The 19555-nt window shown below is 48.9% G+C and carries 14 protein-coding genes; 7 read left to right on the forward strand and 7 right to left on the reverse strand.

The window, feature by feature from the left end:
* Positions 1–5: 5 nt before the first annotated feature.
* The 6 genes from ACFFJP_RS02295 to cadR form a co-directional block, all read right to left on the reverse strand.
* Entirely contained in the window at positions 6–3122 is a 3117-nt protein-coding gene (locus ACFFJP_RS02295) for an efflux RND transporter permease subunit (RefSeq protein WP_377240064.1), read from the reverse strand.
* Positions 3123–3131: 9 nt separating this feature from the next.
* Positions 3132–4376: an efflux RND transporter periplasmic adaptor subunit gene (locus tag ACFFJP_RS02300; protein ID WP_377240066.1), complete on the reverse strand. Its 1245-nt coding sequence runs from the start codon at positions 4374–4376 to the stop codon at positions 3132–3134.
* A gap of 4 nt (positions 4377–4380) precedes the next feature.
* Positions 4381–5658 (reverse strand): TolC family protein, encoded by a 1278-nt coding sequence (locus tag ACFFJP_RS02305; protein WP_377240068.1) that lies wholly within the window; start codon positions 5656–5658, stop codon positions 4381–4383.
* 51 nt (positions 5659–5709) lie between these two features.
* Complete coding sequence (locus ACFFJP_RS02310; protein ID WP_233080762.1) at positions 5710–6024, reverse strand: hypothetical protein; 315 nt, start codon at positions 6022–6024, stop codon at positions 5710–5712.
* Between the two features lie 47 nt (positions 6025–6071).
* A complete protein-coding gene (locus ACFFJP_RS02315; protein WP_306518626.1) occupies positions 6072–6956 on the reverse strand; it encodes a cation efflux transmembrane domain-containing protein in 885 nt (294 codons plus the stop codon).
* A gap of 68 nt (positions 6957–7024) precedes the next feature.
* Entirely contained in the window at positions 7025–7444 is a 420-nt protein-coding gene (gene cadR / locus ACFFJP_RS02320; protein WP_306518624.1) for a Cd(II)/Pb(II)-responsive transcriptional regulator, read from the reverse strand.
* 90 nt (positions 7445–7534) lie between these two features.
* Here cadR and ACFFJP_RS02325 point away from each other — a divergent pair, with 90 nt between their 5' ends.
* The 5 genes from ACFFJP_RS02325 to ACFFJP_RS02345 all read left to right on the forward strand — a co-directional run bounded on the left by ACFFJP_RS02325 (position 7535) and on the right by ACFFJP_RS02345 (position 15156).
* On the forward strand, positions 7535–7885 hold the full coding sequence (locus ACFFJP_RS02325) for a DUF3703 domain-containing protein (protein WP_377240071.1): 351 nt from the start codon (positions 7535–7537) through the stop codon (positions 7883–7885).
* Positions 7886–8527: 642 nt separating this feature from the next.
* Positions 8528–9064, forward strand: a complete 537-nt coding sequence (locus ACFFJP_RS02330; protein WP_377240073.1) for a hypothetical protein — start codon at positions 8528–8530, stop codon at positions 9062–9064.
* Positions 9061–11238, forward strand: coding sequence for a hypothetical protein (locus ACFFJP_RS02335; protein ID WP_377240076.1), 2178 nt, complete (start codon positions 9061–9063; stop codon positions 11236–11238). Before ACFFJP_RS02330 ends, ACFFJP_RS02335 begins: the two co-directional genes overlap by 4 nt.
* Positions 11235–13943, forward strand: coding sequence for a site-specific integrase (locus ACFFJP_RS02340; RefSeq protein WP_377240078.1), 2709 nt, complete (start codon positions 11235–11237; stop codon positions 13941–13943). The genes ACFFJP_RS02335 and ACFFJP_RS02340 overlap by 4 nt, the downstream gene beginning before the upstream one ends.
* A complete protein-coding gene (locus ACFFJP_RS02345) occupies positions 13936–15156 on the forward strand; it encodes a hypothetical protein (RefSeq protein WP_377240080.1) in 1221 nt (406 codons plus the stop codon). The genes ACFFJP_RS02340 and ACFFJP_RS02345 overlap by 8 nt, the downstream gene beginning before the upstream one ends.
* A 404-nt stretch (positions 15157–15560) precedes the next feature.
* Here ACFFJP_RS02345 and ACFFJP_RS02350 read toward each other — a convergent pair whose 3' ends face one another.
* Complete coding sequence (locus tag ACFFJP_RS02350; RefSeq protein WP_377240082.1) at positions 15561–17177, reverse strand: MFS transporter; 1617 nt, start codon at positions 17175–17177, stop codon at positions 15561–15563.
* A gap of 312 nt (positions 17178–17489) precedes the next feature.
* On the opposite strand from ACFFJP_RS02350, the gene narL reads away from it, so the two are divergent.
* Together narL and moeA are read left to right on the forward strand one after the other, a co-directional pair.
* The gene (narL, locus tag ACFFJP_RS02355; RefSeq protein WP_377240084.1) at positions 17490–18179 is read left to right on the forward strand and encodes a two-component system response regulator NarL; all 690 of its coding nucleotides are present in this window, start codon (positions 17490–17492) and stop codon (positions 18177–18179) included.
* 3 nt (positions 18180–18182) lie between these two features.
* Positions 18183–19478 (forward strand): molybdopterin molybdotransferase MoeA, encoded by a 1296-nt coding sequence (gene moeA / locus ACFFJP_RS02360; RefSeq protein ID WP_377240086.1) that lies wholly within the window; start codon positions 18183–18185, stop codon positions 19476–19478.
* The last annotated feature ends 77 nt before the right edge of the window (positions 19479–19555 follow it).

Raw genomic sequence — 19555 nt, forward strand, 5'->3', positions numbered from 1 at the left:
TTAGGTTACTTGTTAGACCGGATAAGCCGGCACAACGCGGGCAATACCACCAGAGTTAGCAAGGTTGACGAAATAATGCCGCCAATCACCACTGTTGCCAGTGGCCGCTGAATTTCCGCTCCGGTTCCGGTGTTAAATGCCATAGGCACAAAACCAAGACTTGCCACCAACGCCGTCATCAGTACCGGTCTTAAGCGTGATAAAGCGCCATTTTCAATTGCCTGACACCATCGCTGACCTTCTTCCTGCAACTGCTTAATAAAACTCACCAGCACGATACCGTTCAGTACAGCGATCCCCGACAGCGCAATAAAGCCAACGGCCGCAGAAATAGACATCGGCATATCACGCAGCACTAAGGCAAAAACACCACCGGTCAGTGCCAGTGGCACACCACTGAACACCACCAATGAATCCCGCCAGGAATTTAACGCGCTATAGAGCAAGGCGAATATCAACAGCAGCGTCAACGGCACAACAATGGATAGTCGTTCCGATGCGGACTGCAGTTGTTTGAAGGTGCCGCCATAATCCACCCAATAGCCATCAGGCAGGACAACATCGGCCATCACCTTTTGCACATCCTGAATAAAACTGCTGATATCCCGACCATCAACGTTGGCGGTGACCACCACATTACGTTTGCCACTTTCCCGGTTGATTTGGTTAGGACCCACAATTTCATTGATCCGCGCAATTTCACCCAGTGGAACATAACGCAGCTCTGCCGAATCATCGACCGGTAAGGCCACAGGGATTTGCGCCAGTGCAGACGGATCTTCCCGCAGCGATTCAGGTAAGCGCATCAATAATTTAAAGCGCCTGTCGCCTTCATACATCAGGCCCAGTTCCCGGCCACCAATAGCGGTCTGAATCACCTGCTGCATCATCGCGACATCCATCCCCACCAATGCCAGGTGGTCACGCTCCGGCTCAATCGAAATCATCGGCAATCCGTCGGCTTGCTCCATCCGGGTATCAACCGCTCCCGGCACATCGGCAAGCACGGCAGCTACTTTCGCGCCGACGGCATTCAGTGCATCCAGATCATCACCGTAAATCCGAATAGCCACATCCGCTCTGACTCCGGCAATGAGCTCGTTAAAGCGCATCTCGATAGGCTGCGTGAACTCGTAATTGTTGCCGGGGACTTTTTCCACAACAGCACGAATGCGCTGCTCCACGTCCGCTTTGGTATCCGAAGGCTCTGGCCACTGGCTGCGCTCTTTGAACATGATGAAGGTATCCGCGACATTCGGTGGCATCGGATCGTTGGCTATCTCTGGAGTGCCAATTTTAGAGAATACCCGTTCTACTTCAGGTACCTGTGCAATTTTTGCTTCCAGCGCCAATTGCATCTGAACGGATTGCGCAAGGCCGGTGCCGGGAATACGCATGGCAAACATCGCAATATCCCCTTCGTCCAGGCGGGGCAAAAACTCACTGCCCATTCTGGAGGCCTGCCACACAGAGCCACCGACCAGAAACAGAGCTGTAATGGCAACAAGCAACGGCTGACCCAATGCAAATTTCAGCATCGGATGGTACGTGCGACGCACGGCAACCATCAGGCGGTTTTCTTTCTCAGAGAGAGGACCACTGACAAATAAACCGATGGCCGCTGGCACAAAGGTCAGGGCCAGGATCATGGCACCCAATAATGCAGCAATCACCGTGAAAGCCATCGGCTCGAACATTTTGCCCTCGACACCACTGAGCGCAAAAATCGGCAGATACACCAGCATGATGATAAAGACACCAAACATTGCGGGCGTGATCACCTCTTTTGTGGCGTGATAGACAATCTCCAGCCGTTCAGACAGTGTTAGTAACCGGCCATGATGGTGCTGAGCCATGCCTAAGCGTCGCAGACAGTTTTCAACCACGATCACCGCACCATCGACAATCAGGCCAAAGTCAATTGCGCCAAGGCTCATCAGATTGCCGCTCATTTTATTGGCTGCCATGCCGGAGATCGCAAACAGCATACTCAAGGGGATCACCAGGGCCGTGATAATGGCGGCGCGGATGTTACCCAAAAACAAAAACAGCACGACAATCACCAGCACCGCGCCTTCAAACAGATTGCGCTTCACCGTATCGATGGTTTTATCAACCAACACTTCCCGGTTGTAGCTGATTTCCGTTTGCACGCCTTTGGGTAACCGCTGATTAATATCTGCAAGCTTCAGGGCAACATCCTGTGACACGGTTCGGCTGTTTTGGCCAAGCAACATCATCACAGTGCCAAGGACCACTTCCTGTCCGTCCTGCGTCGCTGCGCCGGTGCGAAGCTGTTTGCCGATAGCCACCTGCGCGACGTCTTTGACCCGGACCGGGGCATCATCGCGTTTTGTCACGACCAGCTCTTCAATCTCGGTAATTGACTTCAGCTGACCTGGTGAGCGGATCAACCATTGTTCCCCATTGCGTTCAATGTAGCCTGCACCGATATTGGCATTGTTGCGCTCTAAGGCATCGGCAAGATCATCCAGCGTCAGCTTAAACGCCAGCAATTTGACCAGATCAGGGGCAACCTGATATTCGCGGACAAAACCACCAATGGTATTGATTTCCGTCACGCCTTTGACTTTCAGCAACTGGGGTTTGATCACCCAATCCTGAATGGTCCGCAGATCTTCAGCGGTATAAGGCTTGCCATCTGCGTTCAGTGCCTCGCCGGTGGCTTTGACGGTATAGGAAAAAATCTCGCCAAGCCCCGAGACAATAGGCCCCATTTCCGGCTCAATGCCTGGTGGAATATCCTGACGGGCCATCTGTAACCGCTCTGCCACTTGCTGTCTGGCCCAATAAATATCGGTGCCTTCTTCAAAGACGACGGTCACCTGAGACAAACCATAGCGGGATAATGAGCGGGTGTACTCCAGCTGTGGCAGACCCGCCATCGCGGTTTCGACCGGATAGGTGATGCGCTGCTCAGATTCAAGCGGGGAATAACCAGGCGCAGCCGTATTGATTTGGATCTGCACATTGGTAATGTCGGGAACCGCATCAACCGGCAGTCGTAATGTCTGCCAGACGCCCACGCCGAGGATCAGCAGTCCGAAGACCATCATCATCCACGGGCGACTGAGCGATAGTCGCAATATATTCTTGATCATGGCTGGCTCCTAGTCTTCATGGCTGGCGCCAGACTTCAGGATGTCGGCTTTGATTAAAAAACTATTCTGGGTGACCACCTCAACGTATTCTTCCAGACCTGACAACACCTCGATAAAGCTATCGTCACTGGCACCAAATTCCGGCATTCGCACTTCATAAATATCGCCAACCCGGATGAACACAACGGTCTCACCGTTAAATTCCTGCAGGGCTGATTTCTTCACGATTTGGCGCGCTTCCACCGAGGCCACTTCCACATCGGCTTTCACGTGCATACCCGGACGCCAGTACCCGTTGTCATTACGCACAACGGCACGGGCTCTGGCGATATGGCCACCGGTCATTTGTGGCGCAATATATTCAATCTGGCTGGAAGTTTGCTCTTCGCCATGAACATCACGCACGACCACCGGATTGCCCCGCGCCATTTTGGCGGTATCCCCCGGAAAGGCCGACATTTCGACATACACGGTGGATAAATCACTGATCTCCACTAACGCCTGGTCCGATACCTTTTCTCCGGGATTCACAAACCGGTTAGTAACTTCACCGTCCGACAACGCCTTAATGCTGTAATTTTTTAATGTCGCTGCGTTTTGTACCGTGGCCACAACCTGACCCGCTTTGACCTTGTCGCCAATCCGCACCGCCACACTTTGCACGACGCCCGGATAGACCGCACTGAGCCTGCTTTGCTGCTCTGGGATCACCGATACCACACCAAACAAATGCGCCTGAGTGCGAATACGACCTGAAGTCACAGGCTCGCTGATTAAACCGGACTCTTTTGCCACATCCGCTTCAAGTTCGGTGCGTCCCTCGTAGGACTCAAAGTGCCAGGTATGATTTTGACCTTTGGCACTGAGTGCAACTTCCACTTCAAATGAATGCGGCTCTGCGACCGGCTCCTGACTGACCAGCATGTCACCACGTGGGCGCAAAGTCAGCACATCCCGACGACCTCCCAGACGCTCCAGTGTCAGTCCGGCCTGATAAGTCCCGGGGGCCAGAGGCTCTCCATTATCAGATGCAAATAAACGAAACTCTGGTTTGCCGCCGTTTTCACTGAGCACAACTTCCAGTGTCAGCGAGCCTTTTTCCAGTAAATGCCCGCCATTGGGGCCTTTTCTCTCTTCGGTTTGTGCGTGTTCGTCAGCATGGTCATGCTCTTCGCTGGCTTGTAACGGGCCACAAAACCCTGTGAATGCCGTTAGCAGTAAAGCCGTTGATATAAAACGGATGTAATTCATCATATTGTTATTCCTTCATGCGGGATGGTAATGCAGCAGGTCCGTTGACCACTAAAGGCATTCCCACCAGACGTTCGAGTTCGACTAACTGACGGTGAAACTGGGCCTGAGCGTCAATCATGTTGCGTTTGGCGCTTAGCAAATCTTCATGGGCAGATAGCAAATCCGTCATATCAAAGATGCCGGTCTCATACCCTTTAAGTGTGCTTTGCACGACCGACTCCGCCGCCGGAAGAATGGCCTGTTGCTGATCATGGATTTGCTCTGAAAGCAGGGTTAATTGCTGATATAACCGGCCCGTAGAGAGCTGCAATTGCTGACGACTGAGCTTTAACTGATGCGCTGAACGCTCTGAAGTCACCCTCGCTGCTTCAATCTCACCGGCATTGGGGTTTGAAAGTGCCAGAGGCATGCTGACACTGAGCACAAACGCATTCTCATTCAGCTGCTCGTTACGGCGCACCCCAGCCCCGACTGTAAGGTCGGTTTGGCCATTGGCGATCGCCAGGTTTTGCAGCGTGCCCGCCAAACGCTCCTGTGTCAGATAGAACCCAAGTTGTGGCGAGCTATCAATCGCTGCCAGCATCTCATTGAGCGATGGCAGCATCGGCAACACCGCCAACTGCCCCTGCACCGTATCGAAATCCGGTTCATTGGACCAATTGGCGGCTAACTGGCGTACTGCAACCTGCAGTTCGGCTTTGAGCGCTTTTAAATCCATCTGGCTTTTGAGCACCCGACTTTTCAGCCGCAATACATCCGCGTCAGTGACTAGTCCTGCCCGTGACCGCTCTGTCGCGACCTGCAGTGCGTTTTGCTCCATCACCAGGCGTTCAGCGGTCCAGCTGCGCACCGTCTGCAATTCCAACACATCCAGATAGTCGGTCATGGTTTTGGCCAGAACATCCACCCGGTCGAGTTCGTATTGGGCCTGTGTCAGTGCTTTCCCTGCACTTGCGCTCTCCAGACGGCGCTGACGCTTGTCGCCAAGTTCAATGACCTGACTCAGTGTCAGCGTAAGCTCTGCGCTTTTAACGCCGCTGAGGCTGCCATTTCCAAGGACGTTCTCCACAGAAACACCAAGCTCAGGGTTTGGTTTAAGACCAGCTTGTAGGGTTTTAGCTTCATCAATCCGAAGCTGATAAGGATAAAGTTGCAGTTGTGGACTGCTCGTTAAAGTTCTTTCTAACGCTGTAGTGATCGCAAGCTCTTGCGCCGTCACCGAAAAAGATGCGACACACAGCAATGCCAAGGCAACAGCGCCTTTGCAATAAGGGCGGGACATAGAAATTCTCCGTCAAATGTAAAATCACGTTGTTAACTAAAAACGATGATCTCAGGCATTTGGCGGGGGCACAGCAGGAGCGTACGTCATGCTGAAGGCTTCAGCACGGGAAAACGGAACTATGGTCTGAACAACGGACTCTGCCGCTGCGCTTGTCATATAAGCGACAAAACACATCACATGCACATGGGGCTCATGTGGGTCGTCAACATCATTGACGGCCTCATTGGCGTGAGATGTTTGATGTTCATTGTGTTGGTGCGCAGCATTATCCCCGAAAGAAATCAGATTATGATGTTCTGTCGGTAAATGTACGACAATGCTGTCACAGGCTACAAAAGCATGATTAAGCATAATCGTAAACATAAACCACAATATCCATCGGGAATATTTAGACACAACAATCCTTTATGTTAAGTGCGTAGCGCTAATATACGTCTTGCACCATCAAGGACAATTATCCCAATGATACCGCCAATCACTAAATCCGGATAGCCCGATCCCGTCCAGGCGACTAGGCCACCGGCAACAATCACCCCGAGGTTCGCCAGAACATCATTGGTCGAGAATATTTTGGTCGCTTTCATATGCGCACCGTCACTGCGTGACTGTGAGATGAGATAAAGACATAAAGTGTTCGCTATAAGTGCCACACTCGCCATTACAATCATCAGCGTCGACATGGGTTCAGTGCCAGCCCAAAACCGTCGTGCTACTTCGAACAACACACCGGCTGCAAGCAACGCCTGCAACCAACCTGAAAGATGGGCAGCCCTGACTTTTTTGGCGGCGCTAAGGCCAACAGCCAGCAAGGCAACACTGTAGACAGCGGCATCGGCCAGCATATCTAACGAGTCGGCAATAAGGCCGGTGGATTGTGCCCAGACTCCGACAATAAGTTCTGTGACGAACATCACGGCATTAATCGCCAACAATCGCTGTAATAACTTACGTTCGTCTGCATCGGCTTTGCTGTTATCAACTGACGCTGTTGGGTCGGCCTGAAACGGCGCTGAGCTTTGCAGTACTGCACCTAAATTTAATGACTCCAGACGTTGGGTGATGGCGTCCGTACCGCCTTGATGCACCACATCAAGCTGCCGGTCTTGCAGGAAAAATTGCAACTGTAGCACCTGTGGCAACGCGCCAAGCGCCATTCGAATAAGATTTTCTTCTGAGGGGCAGTCCATCTTGCGAATGTGGTAGCGGGTTTTGTGGTGCAAATCTGATACAGAACACTCAGGCAACGGAGCATTTTCAGAGGCTTGCACCTGGGCTTTACATTGGCAATCTGACATAGCGGCCTCACTTTGAACAAGATACCGCCATTAAAAACTATAAAGCCACTTTAAGGTCAACAGTTTTTTCACCGATGTTGTACACAATCACTGGCACATGGATGCACCAGATTTTTCAGGATCTCGCAGTCTTTGGCCTGATGGTCATCCTGGCAAAGCGCCCGTAATGCCTGTAAATCCGCTTTTAATTGATGAAGTTGGGTTAATTGCGTGTCTAAATGCCCCAATTGCTCATCGATCAGCGTATTGACCTGCCCACAAGGTTGGCTGGGAGCTTCACGAAACTTCAGGAGTTGCCGGACCAACGACAGACTCATATCAAAGGCCCGGCAATGCCGGATAAATTGTAAATCTTCGAGATGGCGCTGCTGATAAGTCCGATATCCGGAGGCGGTTCTTGCAGGAGCGGCTAACAATCCCTGCTTTTCATAAAATCGGATGGTTTCCGTTTCACATCCGGCCAGTGCCGCCAGTTCACCAATTTTCATTGCCTTTCACCAACTCTAAAGTTACTTTAAGCATTAAATGTATCATAATGCAGCCAGCAGAAACTGCATTTTAATTGACCAGGGATAGTGATGGAACCAAAGGTATTGCTCGCCTATTTTGAATACCTGGCGCTGGCCGACCAAGCGCGCAAACCAAAGGACTATGAGAGAAGTTTTACGTACCTGGAGTACGCCCACATCCTTGGTCAACAAGACGTTTTGTGTCATTTGCAGATGCTCTGGTTGGCCCTTTGTACCGCAGACTGGCGCGAACTGGCAGGCCTAAGCTATCGGTTGTTGTTAACACCTTTTGGTCATCTTTTTAATCGCCTGCCACTTGGCAATACGGGGCGTTCGAACGCCTGTGCCTTTAAGCCGATGGCCATTCCGGAAGAGCTCAGAGAAATATTAGCGCTTGTAGGGAAAAAGCAGGACTCGTAGTCCTCACCCTGTGCGCGTAAATACACTTGAGCTATTCCTGATTCATTTGCGACGATGACCCAAAAGTCAAAGCTCGTTTTTTCGCTTGCAAGCATGTTAAGCCGTTCAGGATAAATCAAGCTCAATTTCGTAAGAATAGATCGTGCTAGCAATTAGCGTGAGTCGAGAAACTGAATTTGATCTAGTCAGTTGGCACTGGTTTGTGAACTACAACACCTGCTCAATGTTGACTTCAATTGGGGGCGGTGGCCAACTGAATTTAGCCAACTAATTTGGAAGAGAATCTCAGAGCTCAGAAAAAACGAATGTCCACAAATAAGGCAAAGCAGAGATTCGTTTTTTCGAGATCACCTGGTTTAGACAGCTGCAATTAGGTCAAAGCAAAGTGGCTCCTTGCTGAATCCCTGTTGCTTGTGTGCGGCAATTGCAATGAGAAGGTCAGTTTGAGTACGTAAGGAAGCGTTCCACACATCATTTGGTGAAACATCTCGACATGTATCCGAAAAAGGTATTTTTTACCTTTTAAAGGTGCAAGAGAATGAAGAAAGATCTCAGACCCCCTGTTTTAACTACGTCCAATTTTACACAGACGCAAAAAAGTGCGTAGATTAACTAGCTATCTGAACAAAACAGGTAGCAGCCATGCCCAAAATTTCACTTCAAAAAATCATCGTGTTGCCAGATTTTTTAGCGGCCGATGCATACGCGAATTCCAAACGTCTATTCGATATCTTGCATCGACGTGGTGACAGTAGTCTTCTCGAAACACTGCTCTCGAACATTCGTGTGCTCGAATACCAAAAAGAATTTTATGCGTTGGAGCAGCATAATCTGATTGCAGTCGCCGCAGAGCAGTTGCCACGTTTTGACGCTACGGTCGTTATTGTCTCGAAGGCCAAATCAAAACCTGAGCTGATGAGGCAGTTGCTGAATATCGCGAGTATTCAATATGTCACTCAGCGTTCTGCTGCCGCAACACCAGCATGGCACCAAGCTGTGGCGGACGACTATGCCATTGAACAGCTGTTTTCCATGCGTCAGTGGTCTGAAATCATCGATAGACATCGCTCTGCGGTCTATCGCCGCAAGCCAAAACTTCAAAAGAAGAAGTCGATCACGACGGTTGATATCCAACGTGTGTTGAAAGCTATCCCTTCGCCGCAGGGGGATGGCAAATGAAACTGAGAATTCTCGAGCTTTTTCAGGTGCCAGAAGAGTTTTCTTTTCTTGAACTTGCCACGCGGCTCAAACGCATTCTGCATTACAAAATCGATGTCGCACCGCTCACTCGATTCGAGCTTTTGCAAACTCAGGAGATGATTGAATTTTTGTCGCAGGTGCCATCCGCTGAGGTTCCAAAACGGACTAGGTCCGCGCTGCATAACCATCTGAAATCGGATCCATTTTTAGCTACGCTGCTGCTCGTGGATGAGCCTAGTGACGACCTCTACGCGGAGAATTTACTCAACCAACAATATGCTTTGTTGACGCATGTGTATTGTGTTCGCGGCCTTCGCGACTACACAGCTTATCTACATTTTTATCGTACTTTTATTGAAAATAAGTTAGCAGTGCTGCCACTACATCAGCTGCTTCACCTGACAACTCGTGAGGTGCATCAGCGCTTGAGCAGCGCTGCTGCTCACGTGCAGGATTTGCGACTTGTCGCGCCATTTTTTCTAAAAACGCAGCGCTCGCAGTCTGGCAGCAAAGCATTGTTAGCTGCTGACAATCATCACGTACAGGCGATTGACGATGATATTGAGTATGTTGAAACCAGCGATGAAACTGGCGAGTCATCATGCAGTGTTATGCGTCTGGCGAGTGAGCTGTCACTCAACACTGAGCAGCAGCGTCGCAAGTTTCGATTCAAAATGGCTGGTGCACAGCGTGCTTATTATGCATTTGAAAACGCAACCGCGCTTGGTATGCAGGCTGCGATGCCAAATGAGCTCAATGAATTTTTAAAAGTTTGTGCGCCAGGCTTGCTTCGCAATAGTACGGTAGCGATAGCGCCTGTTGATGCTGGCTATCTACTACTGTTCATTTTTCAGCTATTTGGTGTGCCATCACCGCTAAAGTTAGTTCTCAATAACAAGTTGGCAGAGCGATTACCAGTCGAGCAATCACAGAATTACATTGCCTATCAATTTGAGCGTGAGGGCCGGTTTATCAGTGCCGAGCTTAATCTGCGCGCTGATTTATTGCAGACAATGTCTCCAGAAGGTAGCGATGCACGCATTCATTTTGTGGCATCAAGCCGGCTGCAATTGTCGCTTCCATCGACCATTTTGGATCTACTTAATACCACTCTGCGTGCCATTGGTAGTGACGCGCGCCACGGTTGCACACTGCAAAAAGCGTTAGATATCGACGTCGTAGACTACCGCCGGTGGTTGAATACAAAACTAAAAGCGACATCGTTGCCGCTCCGGGGAATTGGTAGCTCAGCACTGCACCGAGCATTTTTGCAGTATTCAAAACATACAATTCCTGAAACCTACCGTGCGTTTTTAGCGCAAAACACCATTGTGCAGAGCCACTATGTGTCTGCTGAACCGCATAAAATCGGCTCGACAATGCTTCGTGCATGGCGAGATTTTTGTGATGTAACGGGCATGCGGTGGTCGCATATTGATGCACATGAGACCGCTAGATTTGCAGTCTCAAGGCAGTTTCACTGCGAGGTCGGCTCCAAAATCACTTTAAGATCTGAGCTACTTGCGGGGTTGTATCAGGTGTTGTTGGCTGAACCTGACCTCAATTCCATTGCTCTTTACATTTACCTTCGCATTGCCAGCACCTCTGCAATTCGCCCCGTGCGTGAGCCGTTTCCTCCATTTTCGCATCTAAATGTGGAAGGCGGCTACATGACGGTGGCGGACAAGCGCGTGCACCACGCGGATGAAAGGCGCTTTGTTGTACTGACATCCCTGGCATGCCAATTGCTCAGCGCATGGCGTAACGCCGCTGTTTCTTATGCACTCCGGGCCCTCTTCGCGTCACCGACACACGCATTAATGTGGTTCGACGATGATTGCAGGCAATGGCAACACTTTGGCCGCAAAACGGTGGATTCGTTACTTTATCAACGGACCAATGAATTGCTCAAATCGCACAGCTTTCGCCATGTTGCGGTTAGGCGTTTCCTAACATCGACCGGCCGATTTGACCAGCGACTGCTGAATTTTTTGATGAATCACTCAAAAGCTGGCGTCGGTCTGCTGGACCGCTTTTCTGCGTTATCTCCCAAGCGCGCAGCTTATTTAATGCGCCAACAAATGGAGCAATATGACCTTGAATTTGCTGAGCTAGATGCACAAGCCCTCGCGCAGTTGGAGGGATTGGCATGATGACTCCAGATCAATTAATCATTTGCTTTGCGAACGAGGATAAATCACTCCGGCATACGCTCGATTTTGTTCTTGATGTGTTCGAGCAGTACAAAGTATTTAAGTTGACCCCATCAAAACGCCATTTCGTTGAAATATCGAGAGAAATTTATTTCGAGGCGACAACTGAACTTGAGCTAAGCGCGCTACAAAAAGCGCTCTGGTGGTGCTATGAATCTGCTGTACTGGACCTGCCATATTTATTGCCGCCGGTTCAAACAATACGATTGCTACCGCCGAAGCCATTTTTTAACGAATCGACTGCAAGAGTCGGTGACATTGCCGCAGTGTTAGCGTATTTCCAGCCTCTCTTGGCACATTTCGACACGACACTGCAAAAGTTGGCAACTGCATTGCTGCTGGCAAAACATGTCGCAGTGACTCGAGTCGAACAGCTTTTCTGTATCGATGAAATTGTCGTAATGCCGGATGCTAATCGAGCATTGGTACCTCATGGCGATGGCTACCTGTTGTTGGACGCAGTTGGACTTCTGCTGTGGCAACGTTTGCACAAATCGCGGATATCTGCTGACCAGCTCCGAGCAGTTTATGCAGACATATACTCGCCAGAATTTGGACAGCTTCGAACGCTTGATGATGCTATATCTGCTATCGGTTTGATGCAGCAACCGCTGTTCTACCATGAACTGAATCCACTCAGTGCTTCGTTAAGTGCACCAGATATCATCACGCACCTGACCAATCAACCGCACGAAAATAAAAATGAAGTAAGAGATAAGTCATCAAAACGCCGCAAGCGGCGTGTGGTTTTTGGCTCGCGGGAGCAATTGCAAACTGCTGCATCTTTGGCATTTGGCCAGAATCAGGACGATGGTGTCGTCATGTCTGGATTGTCGTTATGTTTGCGCCGCTTTCAGCAACAATCCGAAAACGAACATCGAAACACGCGAGCTTTCAATATCTGCAAAGCTGAATTGCAAGTTCTTTTGCAGAAAAGCCGCAGCTGCAGCGGGATATGTGGAGTGCTTCTGAATTATTGCATCTCGCTTTTTCTGCATGGCTCTGCTTGGAAAACGCGCTTGGCGGTGAATACAGTGTTGACCTATTTATCGACGCTGCAACAGTTTTGTATAAACGTGTTCAACGATGAAGCGCTGCTCCAGCTAGCTCAGTCGGAAGGTGATGCTCTCGCGGATCTCACTGAGTTGATTGAGGATTATCTGGTCACATTGGCGCCAGATAGACAAAATACGGTGCTAATTTTTCTGCAGTTCGTTAGCGAGTACGCGCCGATCAGGTTGGTTGGTGAATCGCTAGATGTGATCTCTGAGAAAGTGGCCGTAACGCGCACACACTATCTGTCTCCGATGCTTTTCGAGCAGGCGATTGCAGCCGTATCTGATGTTTCAACACAGTGGTTTCTGCGGATTTGCTATTTTTTGGGGCTCCGACATGATGAGGCGATGACATTATTTGTCGATGATGTCAGCGCCGAATTTTTATATGTCACCAGGCGCTCAAAACGTAAGAGCCGAACCTCGGTGCGACGTGTCAGCTTGATGTTTATGCCAGCTGATGTACGTTCCGCTTTTCTGCAATTTGTAGCGATGCGAAAGCAGCACTCAATCAAGATATTTTCTCCGCGCGTGATTGCTTTTTACCTGCCTAGCGCTCTTGCCGCGCTTCGCAAACTGGCAGGTAACAATCAGTTTGTTGTGCACTCGCTACGTCATTGTGCAGCCAACAACATGCTGTTTATGTTGATGATGGCGGCGTTTGACAGTTCGGATTGGCGAGAACGTTACGCGCTGTTTCAACATCAATTATTTAGTGATGACACCATCTCACAGTTAAAAGAGCAGTTTCGGCGGGTCGGCCATCCGTTGTTACCTCAGGCATCAGTTTTCAACATTCTGGCGTGTCAATTAGGCCATGCATCACCTGTGGTCAGCGCAGCATGTTACTTACATTTTTTGCCGTTTTTGGCTTTTGAACTCAACTCATTACGAACCGAAGCTCCAGACCGAGACATGCTGGCATTGCTCCTGTCCGCCAATAGCTATCGCTATGAAATTCTGGGTCATCAACAGTTTGACGAAACTAAATGGTTTAAACATGCCAGTCGTGGTCTCAAGAAAACAGTGGTCCGAAATATGGTTGATGCACATGAGGAGGCGAGGACATTTTCGTTTTCAGATTATGTCACGGCGCTACATGAATTTTTAACTACGAACCAAAGCTCTGCAGTTTTTCAGCACAGCCAAGACGTGCCGTCGATTGACGTAGTTACCCTCACCCGGATGCTCAATCAGTCTCGCACGCTGCAACAAATCGAGTTTATTTCGCAACAACGCTGGACCGCCAAATCCATTCGAGCGCTTTACACACTGCAAGAACTTGTTACTCAAGGCCATGAGATTCGGGATGTCAGAACGCTACGGCAAGTGCTTTTTGCACTGAATTCGATTGGTTTCAGCAGGTTGCAGGCTGTTGTCAGTTTGCCAATTAACGATCTCCCACGCCAGGCATGGCTCGACGTTGCTCAGCGTTTTGACTGCGCTTTGCAGTTTGAAGCTAGCAGTTCGCCAAAAACATCTATTTCGATGTCGTCATTTAAGAGATGTCAAAAAGGCACGCAGTATTTATTTGAAATAATTGAACTTATTAATTTTTATAACCATAGTCGAGGTGTCATTAATGACTAATTGTATATACGTTGAATACGATAAATTTATAGTGATTTTAACACTCATTAGCAATCTGAAGGCCCCCACACATAATTTCCAAAAACATCAAGAAATCCGTATTTTTGCACAGCGAAATCAAGATTTTATGTCAATCCAAACACACACGACTTTGCAGCCAGCCATTGTTGTCGCTTCGTTGAAAATCAATAACAAGTGGGATGGTGATCTAGACATTACTGTATCGGCGGAACCTATGCTCAAGTGTTTGAATGGATTGGATTGTACAAGCTTTGTGAAGCTAACTTTAGAGGATTCACGGCTGCGAATTCAGCCGGCTATGTATACTAATGACATCTTTAACACTGATGATTTCAGCGAAATTCAAACCGCTAGCCTACATCATGTTATATACCAACCGACAAAATTAATTACCGACTACAGTTCTGTGACTGTTGACCAGTCAAACATCTTTTATTGTCGTAATAACCTCCTTGAAACTTTTAAGTGCATAAAAGCGTATGCGATGTCCTCAAAAAAACAAAAGAAATTGCAGGTCATACTTTCGAGCGATGCATCCACACTGTTCATCGATTTAGTTGCGCTTGATATTTCTGCGCGGTTGCGGCTGTTAGAACACGAGCTCGAGAGTGATACATACATTCGTTTGAATTCAGAGCAGTTGAATTATCTCACAAAAGCTTTAGCGCTACTTTTGAACTCAAAACTTGGTCCAGTGGAAATGAGTGTTGGCAATCAATCACAACTGGTTTTGACCTGCCAAGGTATAAGTTGTGAGCTCTCACAGCGCGATGACTTCGAGTTGATGGAACAACCTATCTTCGGCGTGGCAAAAAAAGGCTGGTGTGTTGATTCGAACTGGCGGTTGCAGCAAGGACTGAAACAGATAGTCGTAACAACGAGGCCTTCGGAGGACATCGTCGAAATTCAAATGATTGACGGTCAAATCCATCTTCTGCAATTGACCGAGTATGCGAGCGGTTCATTTCATACTGATGTAATAGCCGACAAAGGTGCAACCAACGGCCCCGCGGTTGTCGTTAATCGTGACCAGTTGTTTTCAGCATTAGCATGTTTTAATTCATACGAAAAATTAAAAATCCATGGTCTGTTATCTCGTGAAGAGCGGCTTTTAATCAGGCCTTCCAGCAATGAAGACGAATTTGTAATGTTGGCCATTACCGAGCCACTCGATGTGGATCATCAGGTGTAATCATTCGGTTAGTTTGAGTTCTTTGGAGATGGATGTGGGGATTGAGCTTCCCCTCTTGGAGTTGCGCTGTTTGTTAGGCCACTCCAGAGTTTGTCGAATACAGGTTAAAGCAGGACCTGCTCAAGCCAGAGAACTGGTTGTTCTATAGTTGTGTCTTTGGCAACTCGCCGACGAAGAACACTACGGAACTGATTGTCAGCTTGCTAATCGGCGACTTGACCCATTAATTCGCTTGTAACAAAGGTTGCCACAACAGCAACTCTATCAAAAAAGTAAAAACCAGCGACAGATGATGTCTGTGCCTGAAGTGAGTTACTGCGGTGCGCTCAATATAAGTTAAAAAGCCAGCCGCAGGTAAACTGAAGCTGGCTTTTTCGTTCGCTAAAAACGTACTTTGCATTGCTCTACGGATTATAAAACTCGCCGTTTTTACGCAGGTAAAAGAACCAGTTCAGTACCAAGCAAATGGCATAGAACACTGCAAAACCGACCATCGCATATTCAGGTGTCGCCGCTTTAATTTGTTCACCAAATACCTGAGGAATATAAAACGCGCCATAAGCTGCGACCGCAGATGTCCAGCCTAATACTGGGCCAGCCTGTTCTTTCGGGAAGACAACCGCGATTGTGCGGAACGTTGAACCATTACCGATACCGCTGGCAGCGAACAGGCCCAGAAAGATTAAAAAGAATGGCATGAAAAACTGCTCTGGCGTTGCGGATTGATAGGCCTGTTGCATGTAGTAACCGGCTCCGAGTGCACAGACAATCATGACGACAGAACACAATTGAGTCACAAAAGCACCGCCCAGTTTATCGGCAAGCCAGCCACCGACAGGACGAATAAGCGCGCCGATAAATGGTGCTATCCAGGCATAAGTCAAAGCGCTGGGTGCATTTGGGTTCACCGTTGTGTGTGTCATGACGCCGTCGGCCAGTTGATGGCTATAACCAAAAATGACTTGGATAGAGAGTGGGAATGCTGCAGAGAACCCAATAAATGAGCCGAACGTCATTACATATAATACGCTCATCACCCAGGTGTGTTTATTACCAAAGATTTGATACTGACGTTCTAAACTGGCTCTGATAGCGCCAGGAAGCAGTTTCAGCAGAAAGACTGTGGCAAACAATACCGCAATTAACACCAGCTCTTTTGGGATGCCAAAGCCTGAACCGTTTGCTGTGGCTGGTAGCATCAACCACAAGCCGGCAATGGCAGTTAAAAAGCCGATGGACAGCATGGAGAGTTGGATCGCAAAAGACACAGGCGCGGATGGTAGTTTTGGCGTTACTTCGTCGGTATTGATGTTGTTCATACCAAACCAGGTGGCAAACGCTAATGGTACTAACAGCAGTAACCAGACAAAGCCGCCATTTTGTACCCAGGTTTCACTACCTGCCGGAATCGCGCCAATCAGGGTGCCGCTCGCCTTTTGCAGGATCATGGAGTCGCCACCGCCAAGTGCAGTGAAGGCGCCGAAAGTCATGAAAAGAGGCACCAGAATTTGCATACTGGTGACACCAAAGTTACCAAGACCTGCATTTAATCCCAAGGCTAGGCCTTGTTGTTTTTTTGGAAAAAAGAAACTGATATTCGACATCGACGCCGCAAAGTTACCACCACCAATACCGGATAGAAGCGCCATCAGCTGGAATACCCAAAACGGCGTGTTTTTGTCCTGTAAGGCCAAGCCGGTGCCAATCGCCGGTATCATCAATAGTGATGTCGTCAGAAATATGGTGTAGCGGCCGCCGCATAACCGCACAAAGAAACTTGCCGGGATGCGCAAAGTTGCCCCGGTTAATCCGGCAATCGCAGTTAACGAGAATAAATCACTGGCACTGTAAGGAAAGCCAAGGTTGAGCATCTGAACGGTCAGAATGCTCCACAACATCCAGACGGCAAAGCCGCATAACAAGCTAGGGATCGAGATCCATAGATTCCGTGTGGCAATGGCTTTACCAGTTTGTGACCAAAACTGTTCATCTTCTGGTTGCCATCGTTTTAGATCGGCCATAAAAACTCCTGCATATTTTTGCGTATCACAATTACTATGCAGGGTGGTTCAGGCGACCTCAATGGATCTGAATAGTTAGCAAAAATCAGCTATTAGCTTGTTGGTGATACCTATTATTGGGTAGGTTGATTCATAGCTTGATAGAAAAGTTCATTAGAAACAGATGGATATGAGCTGTTGAAGGAGCGTGTTCTATGGTTGAGAATTACCCCTGCATTTCGGTCAAATGCTCAGACATGATATAAATCAACATACAGACAAACGGAATATTTCTTAATAGGCACCTGACCGGATGCTAACAGGACACCTGAAATGCCAGAGCAGCAAAAAAATACAACCGATACAGCAGAAACCGACAGTTTCAGTGTGATGCTGGTCGATGACCACCCTTTGCTTCGCAAGGGATTACGCCAGTTGCTGGCGTTTGAGGAGGAGCTGCAGATTGTTGCAGAGGCCAGCTCCGGTGCCGAAGCTATCGTACTGGCCAATGAGCTGGACCCGGATTTAATCATCCTTGATTTGAACATGCAGGGCATGGATGGCCATCAGACGCTGAAAAAATTACGCGACGATGGCGTCACTTCCCGCATCGTGATGCTGACGGTATCGGATTCGAATGAGGATGTGATTAAAGCGATCAGCCTGGGCGCTGATGGTTATTTGCTGAAAGATTCAGATCCGGATGAATTACTCGAGCAAATCAAAAAAGCAGTGCATGGCAAAATGGTGCTCAGTGAAGCCGTAAACGCAGCACTTGCTGATGCGATCCGCAGACCTGTTGAAAAGCCAGCGACAGATCTCAGCCAACTGACGAACCGAGAACAAGAAATTCTGGAATTGATTGCGAAAGGGCGGAGCAATAAATTGATTGCCCGCGAGCTCGATATTTCTGATGGCACCGTCAAGGTACATGTGAAGCACTTGCTGAAAAAACTGAATTTACGCTCACGCGTAGAGGCAGCAGTGTGGATGGTCAATTTTCAAGGCAAAAAAGGTAGCTAGAACTTGATAACCAACAACATGCAACCAAAAGTGGCGATGCTACCGCTCTCCGAGGCACAAGAGCGTTTATTAGCTGTTATCCGCAGCAGAATGCAGCTGACCGCCACAACCGTCAGTATTTTCTCTGCGCTAGACCGCACACTTGCTGCTGATGTGTTTTCACCTATTGCGGTCCCAACAGCGACTAACTCAGCAATGGACGGTTACGCGTTGCGTTTTGCTGATGTGATGTTAAGCACACAGCAACGCTGGCAGATAGTTGGACAAAGTCTGGCCGGTCACCCGTTCGAGGGCGAGATACCTACAGGGGCTTGTATTCGGATCACCACGGGGGCTGTGGTTCCGGCAGATCTGGATACAGTGGTGATGCAAGAGGATATACAACTGTCGGCAGAGCTTGATACCGCATCGCTGGTCATTAAACGACGGCCGATTGCGGGGCAACATATACGTTTATGTGGCAGTGAATTAGAAGTCGGTCAATTAGTTTTGCAACAGGGCACGGTATTAGGCCCATTGCAACTTGGTTTACTGGCGACTTTAGGGATTGCTGAAGTTTCGGTATATCAGCTCGTTCGGGTTGGCGTGTTATCCAGTGGTGATGAATTAAAACAGCCGGGGGAAGTGCTGCAGGACGGCGATTTGTTTGATAGTAATAGAATTATGCTGCTGTCAGTTCTGAAGCGATTTGGTTGCGATGTCGTCGATTTAGGTTGGGTGAACGATGACCCGCAGGCGCTCAGGTCGTTACTGCAGACTGCGGCAAATAAGGTCGATGTCATCGTATCAAGTGGTGGCGTGTCAGTGGGGGACGCTGATTATACCCGTCAGGTACTCAGCGAACTCGGTGAAATGGATTTTTGGCAGGTTGCCATCAAACCAGGCAAACCATTTGCGTTTGGTTGGCTGAACCGGGCTGATAGCGAATGTCACGATCAAATCTCGCCGGTTTGGTTATTTGGCCTGCCAGGCAACCCGGTTTCTGCCGCGGTCACCTGTGAACAACTACTGATACCGGCGCTGCAATTATTAAGTGGTCAACAAGTTCAAAAACCGGTGTTGTGGCCGGCTAAAACGGTGCAGGGCTTGCGTAAAAAGCCCGGCCGGCTTGATATGCAACGAGTCAATTTACAGGTCACCGTTGACGGCATCAAAGCGGAGTCTGTAGGAACTGATAGTTCAGGGATGTTGAGTTCGATGATGCATGCCGATGCTTTGACCTGGCTTGAACAACAACGCAATGACGTAGAACCTGGCGAAGACATTTGGGTCCAGCCCAAAAGTTGCTGGTGGCGTTAACCGCAAACAGCATTAACTTTCAGGGATACTCCTTTTGCGCCGCAGACAGCGGCGTTTTTATTGATGTAGCGCAAAGC

Source organism: Rheinheimera tilapiae (assembly GCF_042432165.1).
Classification (GTDB): domain Bacteria; phylum Pseudomonadota; class Gammaproteobacteria; order Enterobacterales; family Alteromonadaceae; genus Pararheinheimera; species Pararheinheimera tilapiae.

What these genes read in the sequence shown, in the direction of transcription:
- ACFFJP_RS02305 (WP_377240068.1), bottom strand. Translation starts at nt 5,658, where the DNA reads ATGTCCCGCCCTTATTGCAAAGGCGCTGTTGCCTTGGCATTGCTGTGT.
- ACFFJP_RS02300 (WP_377240066.1), bottom strand. Translation starts at nt 4,376, where the DNA reads ATGATGAATTACATCCGTTTTATATCAACGGCTTTACTGCTAACGGCA.
- narL (WP_377240084.1), top strand. Translation starts at nt 17,490, where the DNA reads ATGCCAGAGCAGCAAAAAAATACAACCGATACAGCAGAAACCGACAGT.
- ACFFJP_RS02335 (WP_377240076.1), top strand. Translation starts at nt 9,061, where the DNA reads ATGAAACTGAGAATTCTCGAGCTTTTTCAGGTGCCAGAAGAGTTTTCT.
- cadR (WP_306518624.1), bottom strand. Translation starts at nt 7,444, where the DNA reads ATGAAAATTGGTGAACTGGCGGCACTGGCCGGATGTGAAACGGAAACC.
- ACFFJP_RS02325 (WP_377240071.1), top strand. Translation starts at nt 7,535, where the DNA reads ATGGAACCAAAGGTATTGCTCGCCTATTTTGAATACCTGGCGCTGGCC.
- ACFFJP_RS02340 (WP_377240078.1), top strand. Translation starts at nt 11,235, where the DNA reads ATGATGACTCCAGATCAATTAATCATTTGCTTTGCGAACGAGGATAAA.
- ACFFJP_RS02315 (WP_306518626.1), bottom strand. Translation starts at nt 6,956, where the DNA reads ATGTCAGATTGCCAATGTAAAGCCCAGGTGCAAGCCTCTGAAAATGCT.
- ACFFJP_RS02330 (WP_377240073.1), top strand. Translation starts at nt 8,528, where the DNA reads ATGCCCAAAATTTCACTTCAAAAAATCATCGTGTTGCCAGATTTTTTA.
- ACFFJP_RS02295 (WP_377240064.1), bottom strand. Translation starts at nt 3,122, where the DNA reads ATGATCAAGAATATATTGCGACTATCGCTCAGTCGCCCGTGGATGATG.
- ACFFJP_RS02310 (WP_233080762.1), bottom strand. Translation starts at nt 6,024, where the DNA reads ATGTTTACGATTATGCTTAATCATGCTTTTGTAGCCTGTGACAGCATT.
- ACFFJP_RS02350 (WP_377240082.1), bottom strand. Translation starts at nt 17,177, where the DNA reads ATGGCCGATCTAAAACGATGGCAACCAGAAGATGAACAGTTTTGGTCA.
- ACFFJP_RS02345 (WP_377240080.1), top strand. Translation starts at nt 13,936, where the DNA reads ATGACTAATTGTATATACGTTGAATACGATAAATTTATAGTGATTTTA.